Genomic DNA, 19,460 nt, shown 5'->3' with positions numbered 1-19,460 from the left:
GGGCAAGCAGGACTCTTTGACTGTCTTTCCGGGAGAGAGCACCTCATGAAAGGGTTTTCCAAACTGGGCTGGGCGGCACTCGCCCTGCTCGGCGCATTCTGTCTGGGCACCGTCGCCCTGCGCCGCGGCGAGCACATCAACGCACTGTGGATCGTGGTGGCCGCGGTCTCGCTGTACCTGGTCGCCTACCGCTTCTACAGCCTGTTCATCGCCAACAAGGTGATGCAGCTGGATCCGACCCGGGCCACCCCGGCGGTGATCAACAACGATGGCCTGGACTACGTGCCGACCAACAAGCACGTGCTGTTCGGCCACCACTTCGCCGCCATTGCCGGCGCCGGCCCGCTGGTCGGCCCGGTGCTGGCCGCGCAGATGGGCTACCTGCCCGGCCTGCTGTGGCTGGTGGTGGGCGTGGTGCTGGCCGGCGCAGTGCAGGACTTCATGGTGCTGTTCCTGTCCAGCCGTCGCAACGGCCGCTCGCTGGGTGACCTGGTGCGCGAGGAGATGGGCCAGGTACCCGGCACCATCGCCCTGTTCGGTGCGTTCCTGATCATGATCATCATCCTGGCGGTGCTGGCGATGGTGGTGGTCAAGGCGCTGGCCGAAAGCCCGTGGGGCATGTTCACGGTGATCGCGACGATGCCCATCGCGATCCTGATGGGCGTGTACATGCGCTACATCCGCCCCGGCAGGATCGGCGAGATTTCGGTGGTTGGCCTGATCCTGCTGCTGGCCGCGATCTGGTACGGCGGCAAGGTCGCCGCCGACCCGGTGTGGGGGCCGGCGTTCACCTTCACCGGCACCCAGATCACCTGGATGCTGATCGGCTACGGCTTCGTCGCCTCGGTGCTGCCGGTGTGGCTGCTGCTGGCCCCGCGCGACTACCTGTCGACCTTCCTCAAGATCGGCACCATCATCGCGCTGGCCATCGGCATCCTGGTGGTGATGCCGGAACTGAAGATGCCGGCGCTGACCCAGTTCGCCGCCAGCGGTGATGGCCCGGTGTGGAAGGGCGGCATGTTCCCCTTCCTGTTCATTACCATCGCCTGCGGTGCGGTCTCCGGTTTCCACGCACTGATCTCCTCCGGCACCACGCCGAAGCTGCTGGCCAATGAAGCGCACATGCGCTACATCGGCTACGGCGGCATGCTGATGGAATCGTTCGTGGCGGTGATGGCGCTGGTGGCGGCCTCGATCATCGATCCGGGCATCTACTTCGCGATGAACAGCCCGGCCGCCGTGATCGGTGCCGATGCAGCCTCGGCGGCGCACTACATCACCAACACCTGGGGCTTCACCATTACCCCCGAGCAGTTGACCGCGACCGCGGCCGCCATCGGTGAACCGACCATCCTGCACCGCGCCGGTGGTGCACCGACGCTGGCGGTAGGCATCGCGCAGATCCTGCACGAAGCGATCCCCAGTGGCAGCGACGCGATGATGGCGTTCTGGTACCACTTCGCGATCCTGTTCGAAGCCTTGTTCATCCTGACCGCGGTGGACGCCGGTACCCGCGCCGGGCGCTTCATGCTGCAGGACCTGCTGGGCAACTTCGTGCCGGCCCTGAAGAAGACCGAGTCGTGGACCGCCAACATCATCGGTACCGCCGGCTGCGTGGCGCTGTGGGGCTACCTGCTCTACACCGGCGTGGTCGATCCGTTCGGCGGCATCCAGACGCTGTGGCCGCTGTTCGGCATCTCCAACCAGATGCTGGCTGGCATCGCGCTGATGCTGGGCACGGTGGTGCTGTTCAAGATGAAGCGTGACCGCTATGCGTGGGTCACTGCGGTACCGGCGGTGTGGCTGCTGATCTGCACCACCTACGCCGGCTTCATCAAGATCTTCGACAGCAACCCGGCGCAGGGTTTCCTGGCGCAGGCACACAAGTTCCAGGCCGCGCTCGCCAGCGATACGATCACTGCACCGGCCAAGTCGGTGGCGCAGATGAAGCAGATCGTGGTCAACGCCTACGTCAACACCGGCCTGACCGCGCTGTTCCTGCTGGTGGTCGGCGCGGTGCTGGTGTATTCGATCAAGACCATCCTGGCGGCACGCCGCAACCCGCAGCGCAGCGACCGCGAGACCCCGTACGTGGCGCTGAAGCCGCATGAAATGGTGGATCTGTGATGAGCACGCAACTGGTTCCCGCCGGCCAGTACCAGGCGCACCGCCGCATCTGGCGGCGCCTGGTGCAGACCGCACGACTGTGCTGTGGCATTCCTGACTACGACAACTACGTCCGGCACATGCTGGATAAGCACCCGGACCAGGAGCCGATGGACTACAAGACGTTCTTCCGCGAGCGCCAGGAAGCGCGTTACGGCGGGCGCAACGGCGGGCGCTGCTGCTGAGGGCCAGGCCTGCCTTTCAGCGGGCAAAAGAAAGCCGAGCGCGGGCTCGGCTCTACACGGGCAGAGCGGGTTCGCGGCGCACGCCGCGAACCCGCAACAGGATCGTCCGGCCAGGACTCAGGCGCCGGCCATCCACTTCAGGATCAGGCCGGTGACATACGCCAGCCCGGTGCCGGTGGCATAGCCCACCGTACCCAGCAGCACGCCCACCGGCGCCAGCGTCGGATGGAAGGCTGCGGCCACCACGGGGGCCGAGGCGGCCGCGCCGATGTTGCCCTGCGAACCGATCGCGAAGAAGAACAGCGGCGCGCGCAGCAGCTTGGCTACCCCCCACAGCACCAGCACGTGCGTGGCCATCCAGATCGCGCCAAGCAGGAACAGCCACGGCCGATCCAGCAGCGACAGCAGGTTCATCTGCATGCCGATGCAGGCGATCAGGAAGTACAGGAACACCGTGCCCAGCCGCGAAGCGCCTGCGGCTTCCAGCCGGCGCGCACGGGTGAAGCTCAGGCCCAGGCCCATCGCCGTGGACAGCAGGATCACCCAGACGAACTGGCTGTCGAGGCTGAACTGGCTGGCCCAGCTGACATTGGCCTTGAACCAGCCCGACAACGGCGCGGCGATGGCATGGGCCAGGCCGACGCCACCCAATGCCACGCCAACGATCACCATCAGGTCGGTCATGCTGGGAATGCGCGCGTTCTGTGCCTCGTAGGCGCTGATGCGTGCCTTCATCTCGTCGATGGCGCGGGTGTCGGCACCGTTGCGGGTATCGATCTGCTGCGCGCGGTTGGCCAAAAACAGCAGGATCGCCATCCACAGGCTGGCGCAGGCCACGTCGACCACCGCGAACTGGCCAAAGGTGGTGGCATCGGTGCCGAACACCTCGCGCATGGCCACCATGTTGGCGCCGCCACCGATCCAGCTGCCGGCCAGCGCGGCCATGCCGGCCCAGGTATCACCGGCCACCGTTTCCGGATGGATCAGCTTCATCAGCTGGAACGAGACGATGGCGCCGAGCATGATGCCGGCGGTACCGGCGCAGAACACGATCAGCAGCTTTGGGCCGAGCTTGATGACGCCTTTCAGGTCGATCGACAGTGTCAGCAGGACCAGCGCAGCGGGCAGCAGCACGTCGCGCGCGACCGGGTTGTACAGCGAGGTGTTGTGGCCATCGATGACACCGGCGGTGTTGTAGATGGCGGGGATGAAGTAGCACAGCAGCAGTGCCGGCACCCAGGCGAAGATCTTCTTCAACAACGGGGTCGGACCACTGGCGGCCCAGAAGATCAGGGCCAGGGTGGCGGCAATCAGGCCCAGTCCAACGATGTCGTTGCTGATCAGGGCGGTAGCGGGTTCGGTCGGCATGGGATCCTCTGTCGATCGAAAGAGCGGAGAAAAAAAAGCGCCGCATGAAGCGGCGCAGGTCGAGATTAACATTGTCTTCACGCCTGGTCATGCTGCGCTGCTTGTCGCCTTCCCCTGCATTGACGACGATTGCGGCATCACCGTTGTGGAGCAGGCCCATGCAGCTTGGTGCGTTCTCTGTCAGCCTGTCCGTGAAGGACCTGGCCGCCTCCCGCGCGTTCCACGAAGCCCTCGGGTTCTCGGTCACCGGTGGCGATCCCACGCAGAACTGGCTGGTAATGCGCAGCAACGGCACGGTCATCGGGCTGTTCCAGGGCATGTTCGAGGGCAACCTGCTGACCTTCAACCCCGGCTGGGACCAGCACAGGCAGGAGCTGCCCCACTTCCAGGATGTGCGTGAACTGCAGGCGGAACTGGATGCCAAGGGCATCGAACTGGCAGTCCGCACTGACCCCGATGGCCAGGGGACCGGCTACCTGCAGCTGGCCGATCCCGACGGCAACGTGATCCTGATCGACCAGCACGTGGCGCGGCCGAACGGGCGGTAATGCGAACAGCCATTGCGTGGGTAGGCGTCGACCTTGGTCGACGGGCCGCATGCCAACCAAGGTTGGCATCTACCAGGACGGCCGGATCAGGCCGGGCGCGAGGCACTGAAATCGAGCGTGACACGCGTTCCGCGCGGCTCGCAGGGCTGCAGCTGCAGGGTCCAGCCCAGGTGCTCGCACAACCGCGCGATCAGGTCCAGGCCGATGCCGCCGCCACGATCGGCGCGTCCGCCACGGGCCATGCGCGCGTGGATGGCGGCAATCTCCTCCGGGCTCATGCCATGCCCTGGGTCCTGCAGCGTCAGCACCGCCGACGCACTCAGCTGCAGCTCGATATGGCCGCGGCCGCTGTTCTCGATGGCATTGCGCAGCAGGTTGCCGATCGCCGCCTGCACCACTGCCATCGGCGCAACGATATCCACCGGCGCCGCCTGGATGCCGATGCTCAGGTCCTTGTCACCGAGCAGGTGGCGATGGTCGTCGACGATCTCCGGCAGCAGCTGGTCCAGGGCGATGCGCTCGGCACGCGCGGCCAGGCGTGCCGGATCACGCGCCAGCACCAGCAGCAGCTCGATCAGCTGCTCCACGCTCTGCGCTGTGCGCAACACCCGCTGCATCTGCTGGCGGGCGCGCTCGGGCAGGCCCGGTTGCTCCAGCGCGAGCTCGGCAGCACCGGTCATCACCGCGATCGGTGTGCGCAGTTCGTGGCTGGCGGTGCTGATGAAGACCCGCTCGCGCTCGACGAACTGCTCGTTGCGGTCCAGATAGTCGTTCAACGCACCGGCGATGGTATGCAGCTCAGCGCTGCCGCGCGGATCGACTTCGATACGCTGGCCCTGCACGCCCGGCCGCAGCCCGGCAATGTGCTGTGCCAGCAGGCTCAACGGACGCACCATCCGCTCCATGCCGAACGACGCCATCAGCACGGTGACGAAGATCATGATCACCCCGGCCAGCATCACCCAGCGCGTGGCGAACTGTTCCAGGTCATGGAAATCGGAGATGTCCAGCGCCAGCGCCACCCGTCCCATCGACTGCGTTTCACGGACCATCACCGCCGTCTCGCGGCCCTTGACCATCACTCCGTCATGCAACCCAGGATGCAGGGAGCGCAGGCTCTCTGGCAGATTGACTGCGTCAAAGCGGTACAGGCTCAGCGTGTCCGAGTCCTGCCAGCGATAGTGAGGTTCGTGCTCGACATGCTCGACGATGCTGTCCAGTTCGGAATTGAGCAGCGCGCGCCACGCGGCGTGCTCGGCGTGTTCGTGCACGTAGTTGCCGACACTGAACACTGCAATCGACAGCAGCGCCAGGTACCCGAGCAACCACCACACCACCCGCCGGTACAGCGGCCCCGGCTTACGCGCCCTCATCAGCATTCCTGCCTGCGTCGGCAGCGTCCATCAGCGCCAACCGATAGCCCACCCGCGGCAGCGTATGGATCAGCTTGTCGGCAAACGGGCCGTCGACGCTGCGGCGCAGCTCGTAGACATGCGAGCGCAGCAGATCGCCATCCGGTGGCTCGTCACCCCACAGGGCGAACTCCAGCTGCTGGCGGGTGACCGCACCGGGGCTGGCGCGCATCAGCACTTCCAGCAGCTTGCGGCAGGCCGGGTACAGGTGCAGCACCTGGCCACCACGCTGGGCTTCCAGGGTCGCCAGGTCCAGCACCAGGTCGCCCACCTGCAGGCGCTTGCGCGGATTGCGGCCCTGCGCGCGCAGCAGCAGCGCCTCCAGCCGCACTTCCAGCTCGGGCAGGGCGAACGGCTTGGTCAGGTAGTCGTCGGCACCGGCGCGGAAGCCGGCGATCTTGTCCGGCAGCTCGTCGCGCGCGGTCAGCATGATCACCGGCACCTCCGACGCGTGCTCGGCGCGCAGGCGACGCAGCACCTCCGGCCCCTCCATGCGCGGCAGCATCCAGTCCAGGATCACCGCATCGTAGGGGTGGCTGCCTGCCAGGTGCAGGCCGGTGATGCCATCCGGGGCCACGTCGAGCACGTGCCCGCGCGACTCGAAATAGTCGAACAGGTTGGCCACCAGCTGGCGGTTGTCCTCGATCACCAACAGACGCATGCACGAAAGATCCACGGAAGTTCGTACCATGGTAGCGCCGACCATGTCGGAATGCGGTCGCCCTGCGCCCGCTCCGACGCCTTTCCTACCCCAGCCACGTCAGAGTGGCGGTTTTGCTCCCGGAGCCTGCCGTGCCCGTAGCCCTGCCCCGCCGTTGGCGCCTGCCCCTGTTGTGGCTGCTGATCATCGCCGCGTTGGCCGCCGGTATCGGCCTGCGCCAGCCGCAGCCGCCGGACGAGCCGCGCTTCGTGCTGGCGGCCCGTACCATGGTCGAAAGTGGAGAATGGCTGCTGCCGCACCGGGGCGTGGAGCTGTACGCGGAGAAGCCGCCGGTCTTCATGTGGCTGCAGGCGGCCGCTTACGAGGTGGTCGGCAGCTGGCAATGGTCGTTCCTGCTGCCGTCGCTGCTGGGCGCCCTGCTCAGCCTGTGGCTGGTGTCGGACCTGGCACGGCGGCTGTGGTCGCCGCGGCATTCCCTGTACTCCCTCGCGGCGCTGTTCTGCACCCTGCAGTTCGGCCTGATGGCCAAGCGCGCGCAGATCGACATGGTGCTGGTCGGCATGACCACGGTGGCCCTGTGGGGATTGATGCGCCACCTGTGCGAGCGCCGCAACCTGCCCGCGCTGTGGCTGGCCGGTTTCGCCGCTGGCCTCGGCACGGTGACCAAGGGCGTGGGGTTCCTGCCGCTGCTGATGGTGCTGCCGTGGTTCGGCTGGTGGCTGTACCAGCGCCGCCGCGGGCGCAGCGTGGACGGTCCGCACCCGGCAACGCTGCTGTGGCTGATCCCGGCCTTCCTGCTGGGCGTGGCGGTGTGGCTTGCCCCGCTGGGCTGGGCATTGCTGCATGAGCCCAGCGCGTCCCTGCAGTCCTACGCCCACGAACTGCTGTTCAAGCAGACCGGCACCCGCTACGCCAACGCCTGGCACCACCGCCAGCCGGTCTGGTACTACCTGCAGGTGATCCTGACCTTGTGGCTGCCGGGCAGCCTGTTGCTGCCGATGCTGTTCAAACCCTGGTGGCGCCGCATCCGCCGTGGTGACTGCCGGCAATGGCTGCTGTTGGGCTGGGCGCTGCTGGTGCTGGTGTTCTTCAGTGCCAGCCCCGGCAAGCGCGAGGTCTATGTGCTGCCAATGCTGCCGGCGATGGCGCTGGCGGTGGCCCCGCTGTTGCCTGGCCTGCTGCGACGGCTTTGCGTGCGGCGCTACCTGTTCGGCTACACCGTGGTGCTGATGCTGGCCACCGGTGTGCTCGGCGTGATGCTGATGACCGAACATCCGTGGGCCCTGGCACAGCTGGAACGACGGGCGATGCCCGATTCGCTGCTGCCGGTGCTGGGAGATGGCCTGCTGACCTTTGCCATTGCCCTGGCCACGTTGATCGTGTGGCTGCGGGTGCGACGTGCCGCAACGCTGGTGTTGCTGACCCACGGCATGCTTTGGATGCTCTACGGCCTGGTGCTGATCCCGGCGCTGGATCCGTACGCATCAGCGTCGGCGGTGATGCGCCGGGTGGGCGCGCGGATCGGCCCGGACGCGGAGCTGGCACTGGTCGCCTGGCGCGAACAGAACCTGCTGCAGGCAGATCGGCCGGTGCGCGAGTTCGGCTTCAAGCGCCCGTGGGCCGAACAATGGCATGACGCCGGCCCGTGGCTGGCCGAGGCGCCGGGCAAGCGCTGGGTGCTGGTGCTGGACGATGCGATGAGCCCCTGCGTGGACCCGGCCAAGGTGATCGACATCGGCATTGCCAACAGGAATCGTTGGCAACTGCTTCCCGGTACGGCCTGGGACCCGAAGTGCCACGCCGAGCGCACCGGATCGACCGCCGAAGAAGACTGAACGGTGACGCGCGCCGGGGACTCATTAACCCGGCGCGAACGGGCGTCCGACCCTTCTCCGACATCGAGGTGACGAGCATGAACGCGGATTCCCGAACCGCCCCTTCCCAGCATGCCCGTTCGTCCCATTGATGCGGCAGCGCCGCTTGCGACATCACCACTGGCGTCAAGATTCGCCGTAACTCACTTCTGGCTGCCTGTCGCAATCGGTCTGCCCGTGTTTACGCTGCTGATGGGTTTCGGCGGTGATCAATGGGTGGCCGATCACCTGTTCCGCCTCGAAGGTGGCCACTGGGCGTTGCAGGACGCCTGGGTCACCCGCACGGTGGTGCACAAGGCCGGCAAGTGGCTGAGCACGTCGGCGGCGCTGGTCGCGATCCTGTTGTGCGTGCACCACTGGCGCAAGGGGGGCGATCGCACCCTGCGATGGGCGCTGCTTTATGTCGTAATTGCCATGGCGCTGGGTACGGGCGTGATCTCCCTGCTGAAGACCCTGGTGCCGATGGAATGTCCCTGGGACCTGCTGCGCTACGGTGGCCATCAGCCCTATATCGGGCTTTTCACGCAGCGCCCGGCCGGCATGGCCGCACAGGCCTGCTTCCCTGCCGGCCACGCCAGCGCAGGCTATGCGTGGCTGTGCCTGTACTATTTCGCCCTGCTGTGGCGCCCGTCATGGCGCTGGGCAGGCTTGTGGATCGGCCTCGGCACCGGCCTGGTGTTCGGCATCAGCCAGCAGCTGCGCGGCGCGCATTTCCTTTCGCATGATGTTGCCACCGCGTTGATATGTTGGCTGCTGTCACTCGGCCTGTACCTGATCGTCAAAGGCATCCTGATCCGCCGTCAGCTGGACCGTCCCAACCGCCAGGAGGCAAACGCATGAGTGCATCGGTCCAACGCCCCGCCCGCCCTTCCGCACTGGCGGGTCTTCGCCACTGGCGGCCACAGCTGTCCACCGAAGCACTGATCGCCTTCACCAGCCTGTTCTTCGCGGTGGCCGGCAACGGCCTGTTCTGGCACAGCGCGATGGCCAGCCATCCGGGCAGCCTGCGCTACGCGCTGTCGCTGCTGCTGTTGCTGCTGGGTGCGCACGGCGTGCTGCTGGGCATCCTGGTCTGGCGCTGGAACGCCAAAGTGGTGATCAGCCTGCTGCTGCTGGTGACCGCATTCGCCGCACACTACATGAGCCGCTACCACATCTACCTGGATGCGGACATGCTGCGCAACGTGCTGGCGACCGACCCCAAGGAAAGCCGCGAGCTGATGACGGTATCGCTGCTGTGGCCGGTACTGCTGCTGGCAGTGCTGCCGATGGTGGTGCTGTGGCGCGTGCAGCTGCGCCGCCGCAGCTGGGGCCGCAGCCTGCTCTGGCGCGTCGGCTTCCTGGTGGTGGCGGCAGTGACGGCTGTCGGCGGCGCGTTGATCTCGTTCCAGGATGTCTCGGCACTGATGCGCAACCAGCGTGAAGTGCGCTATCTCGCGACACCGGCCAATGTCCTGTTGGGCATGCCGCGTGCATTGCGTGGCGACAATCCGGTGCAGCGCGCCCCGAAGCTGCCGATCGGCACCGATGCCAAGGCCACCCCGCGCGCGCCGGCCAGCAAGCCGCGCCTGCTGGTGATCGTCATGGGCGAGACCGTGCGTGCGCAGAACTGGGGGCTCAACGGTGGCCGCAACACCACCCCGGAACTGGCGCAGGCCAGCGTGATCAATTTCCCGGACATGCATTCGTGCGGCACCAGCACCGAGGTTTCGTTGCCGTGCCTGTTCTCGCCGTGGGGCCGCCATGACTACGACGAGAAGAAGATCCGCGCGCACCAGTCGCTGCTGCACGTATTGAACCGTGCCGGCATCGCACCGTTGTGGCGTGACAACCAGTCCGGCTGCAAGGGCGTGTGCGAAGGCCTGGACTTCCAGTCGCTGTCCGATGCCACCACGCCGGGCCTGTGCGCCGATGGCCGCTGCATGGACGAGATCCTGCTGCAGGACCTGGCCACCCAGGTACGCGCCAGGCCCGGCGACCGGGTGGTGGTGCTGCACCAGCTGGGCAACCACGGTCCGGCCTACTTCGAGCGCTATCCGCCCGCATTCCGCCGTTTCACCCCGACCTGCGATACCCGTGACATTGGCCGTTGCTCGCGCGAAGAGATCACCAACAGCTACGACAATGCCGTGCTGTACACCGATCACTTCCTGACAAAGACCATCGGCACGCTGCAGGGCATGCAGGATTACGACACGGCGATGATCTACCTGTCCGACCACGGCGAGTCGCTGGGCGAGAAGGGCCTGTTCCTGCACGGCGTGCCCTACGCCATCGCCCCGGCCGAGCAGACCCGGGTACCGATGACGATGTGGTTCTCGCCAGGCTTCGCCAGCAGCCGTGGGCTGGACCTGCAGTGCGTGCGCAAGCGTTCGGCGGCGTATACCGACCATGACAACCTGTTCCCGTCGGTGCTGGGCCTGATGCAGGTGAAGACCTCGCTGTACGAACGCGACCGCGACGTGTTCGCCAACTGCGAGAGTTGAGGAGTGTTCGGCAGGGCTTGCAGCCCTGCACCTGCAGGGGCAACGGCCGAAGCAACAGCAACAGCGTGCATTCCGTGGGATGGTGGAGTGGGTCCGGTGGCGGGAGACGCCGTAAACCCATCCTTGGGGGCTTGGCCGCGACATCCATGCCGCGGACACTCCCGCCACCAGACCCACCCCGCCTTCGACAGTTTTCCGCGATCTGTTGGACATGCCGATGGGGTCGGATCCGTTTTCCGTAGGAAAACGGATCCGACCCCATTTTGATTGTCGATATCTGACAGATGTGTCGACCAAGGTCGACACCTACCGACAGCACACGGAATCTGTCAGAGGTGGGGCGGTGTCGGAGTGCGGGGTGTCAGCCGCATGGATGCGGCTGCCAAGCCTACACGGACGTACTTGCGGCGTCCCCGCACTCCGACACCGCCCCGCCAAACCACGGATAGTCCGCTGTTGCTGTTGCTTCGGCTTTGCCGTTGCTTGAAGGCCTCTGCGGGTGCCGGGCGCCGCCCGGCCGACTTCCGCCACTTGCGGAGGCAGCGGCTGCCCACTAGCCTTCGGCCGTCGTTCACCACCCAAGGACCGCCCTTGAAACACCGTCATCTCCTGCTGGCCTCGGCAATCGCCGCCGCCACGCTGGCCCTGGCCGCCTGCAAGAAGGAAGCTGCCCCAGGCACCGATACCACCAGCAGCAACGCCCCGGCCGGCGAAACCGCCGACCAGTTCGTGGCCCGCATCAATGCCGAGTTCAAGGCCGCCTACCCGGAGATGACCTCGGCGCAGTGGCTGTCCTCCACCTACATCAACAGTGATTCGGAACGCATCGCGGCCAAGGCCAACGAGCGCTCGCTGACGCAGCTCAACAGCTGGATCGAACAGGCTGCGAAGTTCGACGGCAAGCCGATGAGCGAGGACAGCAAGCGCGCGATCCACCTGCTGAAGCTGATGTCGTCGATGCCGGCACCGCGCGACCCGGCCAAGCTGGCCGAGCTGACCCAGATCGCCACCCGCATGGAAGGCAGCTATGGCGCCGGCAAGTACTGCACCGATGCCAACGATCCGAGCTCCTGCCGCCAGCTGGGCGAGCTGGAGCAGGTGCTGGCACGCAGCCGCGACTATGACAAGCAGCTCGACGCCTGGCAGGGCTGGCACAGCACCACCAAGAACATGCGCGGCGACTACCAGAAGTTCGTCGGCCTGGTGAACGAAGGCGCCAAGGGCATGGGCTTCACCGATGCCGGCCAGATGTGGCGCAGCGGCTATGACATGCCGCCGGAGCAGATCGGCCCGGAAACCGACCGCCTGTGGGAACAGGTCAAGCCGATGTACGAGCAGCTGCACTGCTACGCACGCGGCAAGCTGGACAAGACCTACGGCAAGGACAAGGCCGAAGTGGGCAACGGCCTGATCGCCGCGCACCTGCTGGGCAACATGTGGCAGCAGGACTGGTCGAACCTGTGGGACCAGCTGGAACCGTACCCGGGCGCCGGCAGCCTGGACATCACCGCGGCGCTGGAGAAGCAGTACCAGACCAACCTGAGCGCGGCGCTGGCCAAGGCCGGCAAGGACGCCAACGTGGCCGCACAGTACAAGGCGCAGCGCGAGGCCGAACTGCGCACCGCCAAGCAGATGACCGAACGCGCGCAGGACTTCTACGTGTCGCTGGGCATGCCGTCGCTGCCGCAGTCGTACTGGGAACGCACCCAGTTCATCAAGCCCGACGACCGCGACGTGGTCTGCCACGCCAGCGCCTGGGACATGAACATGGAAGGCGACGTGCGCACCAAGATGTGCATCAAGCCGAACGAAGAGAACTTCACCACCATCTACCACGAGCTGGGCCACATCTATTACGACCTGGCCTACAACCCGCTGCCGCCGCTGTTCCAGGGCGGTGCCAACGATGGGTTCCATGAAGCGATCGGCGACACCATCGTGCTGGCGATGACCCCCAAGTACCTCAGCTCGATCGGCCTGGTCGATACGCCGACCGAAAGCCGCGAAGCGGTCATCAACAACCAGATGCGCATGGCGCTGTCGGGCGTGTCGTTCCTGCCGTTCGGGCTGATGATCGACCGCTGGCGCTGGGGTGTGTTCGATGGTTCGATCACCGCCGACAACTACAACAAGGCATGGTGGGACCTGAAGGCCAAGTACCAGGGCGTGGCGCCTGCCAGTACCCGTGGCGAGGAGTTCTTCGATCCGGGCGCGAAGTACCACGTGCCAGGCAACACCCCGTACACCCGCTACTTCCTGGCGCGCATCCTGCAGTTCCAGTTCTACAAGGGCCTGTGCGACGCGGCCGGCTACAAGGGCCCGCTGCATGAGTGCACCTTCTACGGCAACAAGGAAGCCGGCCAGAAATACTGGGCGATGCTGAGCAAGGGTGCCAGCCAGCCGTGGCAGGCCACGCTGAAGGAGCTGACCGGCACCGACAAGCTCGATGCCGGCCCGATGATCGAGTACTTCACGCCGGTCAACGAGTGGCTGAAGCAGCAGAACGAAGGCCAGATGTGCGGCTGGCAGGCCAACGCGGCCCCGGCGGCAAAATGAAAAAAGGGGCGGGTCCGCAAGGATCCGCCCCTTCCTGGTAGTGCCGGCCGCTGGCCGGCAACTACGCGATGAAGACCCCGCGGGCAGCCGGCCAGCGGCCGGCTCTACCGGAATGCCTGTCAGCTGTCCTTCTTCGCCGCCATCGCCGCGGCCAGGTCCGCCTTGAACTCCTCGAAGGTCTGGCCCTTTTCCTTCGCTTCGGCCTGTGCGGCGCCGCGCAGCGCATCGGAGTACATCAGGCGCACCGGCGTGCCGTTGCGCTCGTGCAGTTCACCGGCCTGCATGATCAGCGCCAGTACCTGCGCGGCGGAGTCACTGTGGCCGGCGATACGGCCGTCCATGCCCAGCACCCATTCGCCATCGCGGCGCACGACACCGGCCAGCAGGGTGCGCTGCGCGTCGCGCAGTTCCGCATGTGGCTCCACCGGCGAGGCCTGGGCAGCGGCCTTGTTGGCGGCCTGCTTTTCCTGGCGACGGCGCTGGTCGCGGCGGGTCTTGGAGCTGGTGGACATGGTGCGGTACCGCTGCGAAAGGGGGCGCAAGGATAGCGCACCCCACGCGCAGCACCGCTTCACGCGCGCTCGATCCAGCAAGGTCAGTCCAGCACCTTGCCGTGCCGCCAGTAACCCATGAAGGTGATCGTGCGGCGGTCCAGCCCGCACTCGCGGACCAGATGGCGACGGATCGCCATCACCGCTCCCGCCTCGCCTGCCACCCAGGCATACAGCGGCCCGGCCACGCTGGCATCGGCCTGTTCCCAGAGAATCTGCGCGTCAACGTCGATCTCTTCCAGTTCTTCGCCAGCGACCACGCTCGAGGCGGCCAGGCGCGCCTGCACCGCCTGCAACAGGGGCGCCCCGTACGCCGCCCGCCCGCGCGGCAACCAGACCAGCTCGGCCGTGGCCGGCGCCTTCAGGCGAACCGCATCACCGGCCTGCGCCACTTCCAGCAGGGCCAGCGTACGTGGCGGATCCACCCTGGCCGCCAGTTCCTCAAGAATGCCGGCCACTGCCGGCAGCGCGGTCTCGTCAGCCACCAGCAGCACCTGGCCAACGCCGGCCGGCGGCTTCCATTCCCAGCCCTCGCTGCTGTCGGCGCAGTCGGCATCCGGGGCCAGCAGCACCACGCGGTCGCCCGGCCGTGCATGGATGGCCCATCGCGAGGCCGGCCCGGTCTCGCCATGCAGCACGAAATCAACATCGACCTCGCCCTGCTCTGCACGCAGCTGGCGGAGGGTGTAGGTGCGCATCGGCGGGCGCTGATCGTCCGGCAGGGCCCGATAGCGTGGGTACCAGTCCTCGCCGCTGGGGACCTGCGGCACCTCCTGGCCGGGCAAGGGGAAGAACACCTTGATGCGCTGGTCGGGCCCTCCGGTCGTCATCCGCGCCACTTCGGCACCGGTGAACACCATGCGGTCCAGGGAAGGGGAAAGAACGCGGCGCTCCTTCAGCGCCACCTCGAACAGGCGGTAGGTCTGCTGCGCAGCCATGGGGAACCTCATGCAACGACAGTGGATCGGCTGGCTGTCGTGCACCTGTGCACCGGCTGGCTGGAGTGCCCAGCCTAGTCCGGCGGTTTCCCGTCGCAAGCGTTGCGGGCGTCGTAGCCTGCCCTACCCCTGCGCGCTGCTCAGTGACCCGTGCAGGCTGCCTGCGCCGCGCGTTCGCGCCGGTGTTCCCAGTACCAGAACACGAAGCCGGCGCCGAAGAACCCAGCCTGGCCCAACGCCAGGTGCAGCGGGCTGGCGCTGAGCAGCGGCGACACCACGCCGGCCACCACGGTGCTGATCATCAGCTGCACGAAGGCCTGCAGCGACGAGGCCAGGCCGCGCTGGTGCGGGTACATGTCCAGCACCGCCAGCGCCAGGATCGGGAAGATCAGCGCCATGCCCATGCCACCCAGGAAGATCGGCAGCACCGCCCACGGCAGCACGAACTGCGGCGCCAGCGCCACGTAGCCGACGTTCAGCAGCACCGACAGCGCGCACAGGCCGAAACCAATGGATACCTGGCGGGTGGGCGTGGTGTGCCCGGCCATGCGCCCGGACAGGAACGAGCCGGTGGTCATGCCGCCGATGGTGGGGATGAACAGCCAGGCGAAACCGCCCTCGCCCAGGTGCAGGTGCTGCATCACGAACACCGGTGCCGAGGAGATGTACAGGAAGATGCCACCGAAACCGATGCTGCCGGCCAGCGCCAGGCGCAGGAAGCGCGGATTGAAACCGATGCGCACGTAATCACGCATCAGCACCCGCGGCGACAACGGAACGCGCGCTTCGAGCGGATGGGTCTCCGGCAGGTAGCGGGCGGTGGCCGCCAGCAGAACCAGTGCGAACACCACCAGGAACCAGAAGATCAGCGGCCAGCCAGCACCGCTGAGCAGGATCCAGCCACCGATGATCGGCGCGATCGCCGGGGCGATGCCGAACAGCATCGACACCTGGCTCATCAGCCGCTGCGCGTCGTGACCGTGGTACAGGTCGCGGATCACCGCGCGGCCGACGATCATGCCGACGCCTGCGGACAGGCCCTGCAGGGCGCGGAACCCCAGCAGCGTGGTCAGATCGGTGGACAGCGCACAGCCGACCGAGGCGCCCACGAACACCACCAGGCCGCCGAGGATCACCCGCTTGCGGCCCCAGGCATCGGACAGCGGGCCGTGTGCCAGGCTCATCAGGCCGTAGAACAGCAGGTACACGCTGATGGTCTGCTGCACCGCCACCTCGTCCACCGCCAGGCGCTGGGCCAGCTGCGGGAACGCGGGGAAGATGGTGTCGATCGAGAACGGACCGAACATGGCCAGGCCGGCGAGCAGCAGGGCCATGCGGCGGGTGGAAGGAGCAACAGCGGCGGTCATGGAGAAGGCGTCCGGCAGGGCCATGCGCGGCACGCACGGCGGGCGCCAGTCCCCTGCAGCAGGGACGGCGCCAGATGAATTCGGGTATCCGCCCATCATAGGTGGGGATTGCGCCTGATGCCATGCAGCAGTGCACAAAACGCACGGGCGGGCCATCGGCCATTCAGGCGCCGCGGCCGGGCCCGCAGGCGGCTGGCGCGCCCGCAACGGGCTATAATCGGCGGGCAACACGGTGGGAGAAGCGGAACACCGCTGCCGAAGGCGCAACGCCCGTAATCGCTCAGGCCCGATACCACCCGTAACACAACTCTGGAGAGACCGGTTCGATCCGGCGCCGAAGGGGCACGAAGCCGCGGTTTTCCGCGCTTCCAAACTCTCAGGCAAAAGGACAGAGGGGCGCCCCGCAGACCGCCGACCGGCGGCTTGTGCCCGTGCGTGTGCCCTTTCCTGACGGATCCTTCGCCATGTCCCAGAACACCCCTTCCCTGCGTGAGCTCGAGCACCACAATGCGTTCGTCGAGCGCCACATCGGCCCCAACGATGCCGAGATCGCGCAGATGCTCGACGTCGTCGGCCACGCGTCGCTGGATGCGATGACCGATGCCATCGTACCGGCCAAGATCAAGTCGCCGGCGCCGCTGGCACTGCCGGAATCGATGACCGAAGTGCAGGCACTGGCGAAGATCCGTGCGATCGCCGACAAGAACACCGTGCTGCGCAGCTTCATCGGCCAGGGCTACTACGGTACCCACACGCCGAACGTGATCCTGCGCAACATCCTGGAAAACCCGGCCTGGTACACCGCCTACACCCCGTACCAGGCCGAGATCTCGCAGGGCCGCATGGAAGCGCTGATCAACTTCCAGACCCTGTGCGCCGACCTCACCGGCATGGAAATCGCCAACGCCTCGCTGCTGGACGAAGCCACCGCCGCAGCTGAAGCGATGACCCTGGCCAAGCGTTCGGCCAAGTCGAAGTCGGACACCTTCTTCGTGCACGACGCCGTGCACCCGCAGACCCTGGAACTGCTGCGTACCCGCGCCGAGCCCATGGGCATCGTGCTGCGCGTCGGCACCCCGGCCGAGGCACTGGAAGCAGAAGCCTTCGGCCTGCTGCTGCAGTACCCGGACACCTTCGGCCAGATCGGCGACTACAAGGCGCTGGTCGAGGCCGTGCACGCGCGCGGCGGCCTGGTGGCCGTGGCCACCGACCTGCTGGCGCTGACCCTGCTGGCCGCCCCGGGCGAATGGGGTGCGGACATCGTGGTCGGCAACAGCCAGCGTTTCGGCGTACCGTTCGGCTTCGGCGGCCCGCACGCCGCATTCATGGCCTGCCGCGACGCCTACAAGCGCTCGATGCCGGGCCGCCTGATCGGCGTCTCGGTCGATGCCCAGGCCAACCCGGCCTACCGCCTGACCCTGCAGACCCGCGAGCAGCACATCCGCCGCGAGAAGGCCACCTCCAACATCTGTACCGCACAGGTGCTGCTGGCGGTGATGGCCTCGATGTATGCCGTGTACCACGGCCCGGAAGGCCTGACCCGCATCGCCCGGCGTACCCACCGCCTGGCCTCGATCCTGGCCGCCGCGCTGCGCGAGGCCGGCGTGCAGGTCGGTGGCGACTTCTTCGATACGCTGCACATCACCGGCGTGCATGCCGATGAGATCCACGCCAAGGCACGCGCCGCCGGTTACAACCTGCGCGCGATCGACAGCGACTCGGTCGGCATCAGCCTGGACGAGACCGCCACCCGCGGCGACGTGGTCGCGCTGGCCGCCGTGTTCGGCGCGCAGGCCGACATCGATGCGCTGGATGCCAGCACCGCCGACGCACTGCCGGCCGGCCTGCTGCGCCAGTCCGCGTTCCTGACCCATCCGGTGTTCAACACCCACCACAGCGAGCACGAACTGCTGCGCTACCTGCGCTCGCTGGCCGACAAGGACCTGGCGATGGACCGCACGATGATCCCGCTGGGCTCGTGCACCATGAAGCTCAACGCCACCGCCGAGATGATCCCGGTGACCTGGCCGGAGTTCTCGCAGATCCACCCGCTGGTGCCGGCCGACCAGGCGCTGGGCTACAAGGAACTCATCGACACGCTGGAAGCGATGCTGGTCGAATGCACCGGCTATGACGCGGTCAGCCTGCAGCCGAACTCCGGCGCGCAGGGCGAGTACGCCGGCCTGCTGGCGATCCGCGCCTACCACCGCTCGCGCGGCGAAGGCCACCGCGACATCTGCCTGATCCCGGATTCGGCGCACGGCACCAACCCGGCCTCGGCGCAGATGTGCGGCATGAAGGTGGTGGTGACCAAGACCGATGCCAACGGCAACGTCGACGTCGAGGACATCCGCCTCAACGCCGAGAAGTACAGCGACCGCCTGGCCGCGATCATGATGACCTACCCGTCCACGCACGGCGTGTTCGAGGAAGAGGTGGTGGAGATCTGCGAGATCATCCACAAGCACGGCGGCCAGGTGTACACCGACGGTGCCAACATGAATGCCCTGGTCGGCGTGGCCAAGCCGGGCAAGTGGGGGTCGGACGTTTCGCACCTGAATCTGCACAAGACCTTCTGCATCCCGCACGGCGGTGGCGGCCCGGGCGTCGGCCCGTGCGCGGTCAAGGAGCACCTGGCCCCGTTCCTGCCGGGCAAGCTGGGTGACAACGGCCCGGTCGGCATGGTCAGCGCGGCCAGCTTCGGCAGCGCCTCGATCCTGCCGATCAGCTGGATGTACATCGCGATGATGGGCCGCGACGGCCTGCGCAAGGCCACCCAGGTCGCGCAGCTCAACGCCAACTACATCGCCAAGCGCCTGGCCCCGCACTTCAAGACCCTGTACACCGGCCGCAACGGCCTGGTGGCGCACGAGTGCATCCTGGACGTGCGCCCGCTGGAGAAGACCAGCGGCATCGGTGCCGAGGACGTGGCCAAGCGCCTGATCGACTTCGGCTTCCATGCCCCGACCCTGAGCTTCCCGGTGGCCGGCACGCTGATGGTGGAGCCGACCGAGAGCGAATCGCTGCACGAACTGGATCGCTTCATCAACGCGATGATCCAGATCCGCGAGGAGATCACCGCGATCGAAGACGGCCGCCTGGACCGCGAGGACAACCCGCTGAAGAACGCGCCGCACACTGCCACCGCAGTGACCGCCAGCGAGTGGACCCACGCCTACCCGCGTGAACTGGCCGCCTTCCCGCTGGCCAGCCTGAAGCAGAGCAAATACTGGCCGCCGGTGGCGCGTGTCGACAACGTGTACGGCGACAAGAACGTGATGTGCGCCTGCATCCCGGTCGATGCCTACAAGGATGATGAAGTCGAGGCGTGATTCCTCACTGCATCGG

At 66.9% G+C, this 19,460-nt stretch carries 14 protein-coding genes and 1 riboswitch; of the genes, 8 read left to right on the top strand and 6 right to left on the bottom strand.

Annotation, left to right across the window (positions count from 1 at the left end):
• The first annotated feature begins 45 nt into the window (after positions 1-45).
• Together AC5P53_RS05145 and AC5P53_RS05140 are read left to right on the top strand one after the other, a co-directional pair.
• Entirely contained in the window at positions 46-2,127 is a 2,082-nt protein-coding gene (locus AC5P53_RS05145) for a carbon starvation CstA family protein (protein WP_014648006.1), read from the top strand.
• Positions 2,127-2,351, top strand: coding sequence for a YbdD/YjiX family protein (locus AC5P53_RS05140; RefSeq protein ID WP_032958992.1), 225 nt, complete (start codon positions 2,127-2,129; stop codon positions 2,349-2,351). Before AC5P53_RS05145 ends, AC5P53_RS05140 begins: the two co-directional genes overlap by 1 nt.
• Before the next feature lie 117 nt (positions 2,352-2,468).
• Here AC5P53_RS05140 and AC5P53_RS05135 read toward each other — a convergent pair whose 3' ends face one another.
• Positions 2,469-3,719: a DUF819 family protein gene (locus tag AC5P53_RS05135; protein ID WP_053496043.1), complete on the bottom strand. Its 1,251-nt coding sequence runs from the start codon at positions 3,717-3,719 to the stop codon at positions 2,469-2,471.
• Between the two features lie 158 nt (positions 3,720-3,877).
• On the opposite strand from AC5P53_RS05135, the gene AC5P53_RS05130 reads away from it, so the two are divergent.
• Positions 3,878-4,267, top strand: coding sequence for a VOC family protein (locus AC5P53_RS05130; RefSeq protein WP_014648009.1), 390 nt, complete (start codon positions 3,878-3,880; stop codon positions 4,265-4,267).
• Positions 4,268-4,353: 86 nt separating this feature from the next.
• On the opposite strand, the gene AC5P53_RS05125 is transcribed toward AC5P53_RS05130, so the two are convergent.
• Positions 4,354-5,640, bottom strand: coding sequence for a sensor histidine kinase (locus tag AC5P53_RS05125; RefSeq protein ID WP_014648010.1), 1,287 nt, complete (start codon positions 5,638-5,640; stop codon positions 4,354-4,356).
• Positions 5,627-6,340 carry a response regulator transcription factor gene (locus AC5P53_RS05120; protein ID WP_014648011.1) on the bottom strand — a complete coding sequence of 238 codons (714 nt, stop codon included), beginning with the start codon at positions 6,338-6,340 and terminating at the stop codon, positions 5,627-5,629. The genes AC5P53_RS05125 and AC5P53_RS05120 overlap by 14 nt, the downstream gene beginning before the upstream one ends.
• Before the next feature lie 131 nt (positions 6,341-6,471).
• On the opposite strand from AC5P53_RS05120, the gene AC5P53_RS05115 reads away from it, so the two are divergent.
• From AC5P53_RS05115 to AC5P53_RS05100, 4 genes are all read left to right on the top strand, one after another.
• Complete coding sequence (locus tag AC5P53_RS05115) at positions 6,472-8,175, top strand: ArnT family glycosyltransferase (RefSeq protein ID WP_241887763.1); 1,704 nt, start codon at positions 6,472-6,474, stop codon at positions 8,173-8,175.
• Between the two features lie 111 nt (positions 8,176-8,286).
• On the top strand, positions 8,287-9,054 hold the full coding sequence (locus AC5P53_RS05110; protein ID WP_041863683.1) for a phosphatase PAP2 family protein: 768 nt from the start codon (positions 8,287-8,289) through the stop codon (positions 9,052-9,054).
• Positions 9,051-10,700: a phosphoethanolamine transferase gene (locus AC5P53_RS05105; RefSeq protein WP_014648014.1), complete on the top strand. Its 1,650-nt coding sequence runs from the start codon at positions 9,051-9,053 to the stop codon at positions 10,698-10,700. Before AC5P53_RS05110 ends, AC5P53_RS05105 begins: the two co-directional genes overlap by 4 nt.
• A 591-nt stretch (positions 10,701-11,291) precedes the next feature.
• Positions 11,292-13,256, top strand: a complete 1,965-nt coding sequence (locus AC5P53_RS05100; protein ID WP_241887764.1) for a M2 family metallopeptidase — start codon at positions 11,292-11,294, stop codon at positions 13,254-13,256.
• Positions 13,257-13,375: 119 nt separating this feature from the next.
• Here AC5P53_RS05100 and AC5P53_RS05095 read toward each other — a convergent pair whose 3' ends face one another.
• The 3 genes from AC5P53_RS05095 to AC5P53_RS05085 all read right to left on the bottom strand — a co-directional run bounded on the left by AC5P53_RS05095 (position 13,376) and on the right by AC5P53_RS05085 (position 16,112).
• Positions 13,376-13,768: a hypothetical protein gene (locus AC5P53_RS05095; protein WP_241887765.1), complete on the bottom strand. Its 393-nt coding sequence runs from the start codon at positions 13,766-13,768 to the stop codon at positions 13,376-13,378.
• A gap of 83 nt (positions 13,769-13,851) precedes the next feature.
• Positions 13,852-14,745 (bottom strand): siderophore-interacting protein, encoded by an 894-nt coding sequence (locus AC5P53_RS05090; RefSeq protein ID WP_241887766.1) that lies wholly within the window; start codon positions 14,743-14,745, stop codon positions 13,852-13,854.
• A gap of 140 nt (positions 14,746-14,885) precedes the next feature.
• Positions 14,886-16,112, bottom strand: a complete 1,227-nt coding sequence (locus tag AC5P53_RS05085) for a multidrug effflux MFS transporter (RefSeq protein ID WP_032960036.1) — start codon at positions 16,110-16,112, stop codon at positions 14,886-14,888.
• Between the two features lie 299 nt (positions 16,113-16,411).
• A riboswitch (glycine riboswitch) is annotated at positions 16,412-16,514 on the top strand.
• A gap of 62 nt (positions 16,515-16,576) precedes the next feature.
• On the opposite strand from AC5P53_RS05085, the gene gcvP reads away from it, so the two are divergent.
• Entirely contained in the window at positions 16,577-19,444 is a 2,868-nt protein-coding gene (gene gcvP / locus AC5P53_RS05080; RefSeq protein WP_241887767.1) for an aminomethyl-transferring glycine dehydrogenase, read from the top strand.
• The last annotated feature ends 16 nt before the right edge of the window (positions 19,445-19,460 follow it).

This window comes from Stenotrophomonas sp. YJH_SMC_82, assembly GCF_059368875.1.
Note: the sequence above shows the minus strand (reverse complement) of the source record. Positions and strands in the feature narration are given on the sequence as shown.